Raw genomic sequence first — 1920 nt, 5'->3', positions numbered from 1 at the left:
CAGCAACCCGTAGGCGCGCGCGGTCGAGGGTGGCCTGCGGCGGGGTGTTCTCGTCGACCCAGCCGCCGCCGTGATCGCCGTAGACGCCGATGGTGGAGAGATAGATGATCTTGCGGCGGCCCGCCGCCAGCACGTCGCCGAACGCTGCGATTGCGGGATCGCCGGAGCTGCCGGGCGGAATCGAGATGAGAAGGACATCGGCCTCGCCGATGCGTTCGGCCGTCATGTGATCCGGATCGCTCCCGGAAAAAGGATGCACCTCGATGCCGGCGAGATTGTCCCGCTGCGCAGGATCCCGCACGGTGCCGGCGACGTGCGAGAAGGCGCCGCCGAATTTGCCGACGAAATGCCTCGCGCTGTAGCCCAAGCCAAGAATGAAGAGCCGCATGCCTCTGCCGTGCCGGTCGGAGTTCCATTCGCGCTTGCTGCGCGTCCCCGCTCATAAGAGATTTTTGGGTCCGGCAAAAGATATTGCGATTTGTCTCGCCCGCTGCCTCGGGCGATGGTTGCTCGTCACCGAGGGTCGTTATGATCATGCAGGCAGAAGCAGCCACGATTGCGCCATCCGGTGCCGCGGAACTGGTCCGGCGCGCGGCCGCGCTGATCTTCGACGTCGACGGCACCCTCGCCGAGACCGAGGAGCTGCATCGGCAGGCCTTCAACCATGCCTTTGCCCGCCACGGGCTCGACTGGCAGTGGGACCGCGCCCTCTACAAGGATTTGCTGCGGGTGACCGGCGGCAAGGAACGCATGCGCGCCTATCACGGAAGGCTGCCGATCGCTCCGCCATTGCCGGATGCGGACATCGCCGCGCTTCACCGCATCAAGACCGCGCATTACGCCGAGCTGGTCGAAACAGGCTGCTGTCCCTTAAGGCCGGGCGCGATCGAGCTGCTCGCTGCGGCGAAGTCACGCGGGCAGCGGCTTGCGATCGCGACCACGACCTCGCACGGCAACATCGATGCGCTGCTGTCGCAGGCGTTGGGGACGAATTGGGCTGCGCAGTTCGACGCGATCGTCGCCGGGGACGACGTCAGACACAAGAAACCCGCGCCGGACGTCTATCTCGAAACGCTGGCACGGCTGAAGCTGGATGCATCAAGTTGCGTCGCGATCGAGGATTCCGCCAACGGGCTGATCGCGGCCTCGCGCGCCGGCATCCCGGTTCTGATCACCCGGAGCATGTTCTTTGCGGACGATGACTTCAGCGAGGCGCGGGCCGTGCTGGATGATCTGTCGGAACTCGGGGGCGCCAAGCCCAAAAACTGAAAAACAACCCCATGCACAGTAGAATGGGCCGGCGTGCCGGCCGCGTTCAGTGGACCCGGTGGCTCGCTCTATCGTCTTCAGCCTGCTCGACAATCTGCGCGATCGGGCTGGACTGGTGATGCACCAGGCGCCAGTCGTCCCCGACGCGGCGGAAATGGTTGGCGGCGGCCAACGCGGTGCCGTCGACGATCTCGATGCAGAGCACGCGGCCGCTGTCGCCGTCGATGATCGCCTGCGGCTCGGCGCAGACGATCTGCGGCCGCTCCGGATTTTGCAGGATGTCGCGCCAGCTCCCGATCACGGTGGCGCGCCCGATGATGGCCGGCCAGCCGGGATGGATGCAGGAAATGGCGTCGTCGTCCGCCCACATCCGTTCCATGCCGTCGAAGTCGCCGGTCGAAAACGCGGCGTAGAAGGCCGCGTTGGCGGCGATGATCTTGCTGTCCTTTGCCATGCCTCTCGGGTGGGGCAATGACAGGCAAAAATCAAGCGCGACTTCCGTTCGATTTCGCGTTCGATTTGAACTGCAGTGCAGCATTGCCCGCTTTGTGGTCAGGCCGACACGAGCGTTGCCACCGTCCGCCGCGCGCCGCCCTGATAGAGCTGGCCCAGCGCCGCGGTCACGGCCTCGCGCAGCCGCGGCTCGGAACC

Annotated in this window: 2 protein-coding genes and 1 pseudogene; 1 reads left to right on the top strand and 2 read right to left on the bottom strand. The window is 65.8% G+C overall.

Features of this window, described 5'->3' with window-relative positions; all coding sequences use genetic code 11:
* Nucleotides 1-388 (bottom strand): annotated as a pseudogene (locus tag MOV74_RS37105) (NAD(P)-dependent oxidoreductase); the annotation flags it as partial.
* Nucleotides 389-534: 146 nt separating this feature from the next.
* On the opposite strand from MOV74_RS37105, the gene MOV74_RS37100 reads away from it, so the two are divergent.
* The gene (locus MOV74_RS37100) at nt 535-1269 is read left to right on the top strand and encodes an HAD family hydrolase (protein ID WP_246932356.1); all 735 of its coding nucleotides are present in this window, start codon (nt 535-537) and stop codon (nt 1267-1269) included.
* A 46-nt stretch (nt 1270-1315) separates the two neighbouring features.
* On the opposite strand, the gene MOV74_RS37095 is transcribed toward MOV74_RS37100, so the two are convergent.
* Entirely contained in the window at nt 1316-1723 is a 408-nt protein-coding gene (locus tag MOV74_RS37095; protein ID WP_246932354.1) for a nuclear transport factor 2 family protein, read from the bottom strand.
* Nucleotides 1724-1920 lie beyond the last annotated feature (197 nt).

The sequence above is a fragment of the Bradyrhizobium sp. SHOUNA76 genome (assembly GCF_023006445.1).
In the GTDB taxonomy this organism is placed as follows: Bacteria; Pseudomonadota; Alphaproteobacteria; order Rhizobiales; family Xanthobacteraceae; genus Bradyrhizobium.
This window is presented reverse-complemented; position numbering and strand designations above follow the sequence as displayed.

Excerpts from the sequence above, each read along its gene's own strand:
- MOV74_RS37095 (WP_246932354.1), bottom strand. The coding sequence starts at position 1,723 with ATGGCAAAGGACAGCAAGATCATCGCCGCCAACGCGGCCTTCTACGCC.
- MOV74_RS37100 (WP_246932356.1), top strand. The coding sequence starts at position 535 with ATGCAGGCAGAAGCAGCCACGATTGCGCCATCCGGTGCCGCGGAACTG.